Origin of the sequence: Sabulibacter ruber, from assembly GCF_017355955.1 — a bacterium.
GTDB classification, from domain to species: Bacteria; Bacteroidota; Bacteroidia; order Cytophagales; family Hymenobacteraceae; genus Nibribacter; species Nibribacter ruber_A.
In genome coordinates, this window is record NZ_JAFFID010000222.1 from 1 (window position 1) to 209 (window position 209).

The following is a 209-nucleotide window of genomic DNA, read 5'->3' on the forward strand; positions in this document are numbered from 1 at the left end:
CCCGCGGCCGACTCGCACTCCTACGGCCTGTTCCTGGGCGCGCTGTTCGTGCTGGCCTCCGGCATCACGGTGCTGCAGATCACGGCCAACCCCTACGTCTCCATCCTGGGCCCGCCGGAATCCTCCTCCAGCCGCATGAACCTGACGCAGGCGCTCAACTCCCTGGGCACCACCATCGCCCCGGTGCTGGGCGGCTACCTCATCTTCGA

At 68.4% G+C, this 209-nt stretch carries 1 pseudogene; it reads left to right on the top strand.

From position 1 onward, the window contains the following. Window positions 1-209 (top strand): annotated as a pseudogene (locus JT719_RS25130) (MFS transporter); the annotation flags it as partial.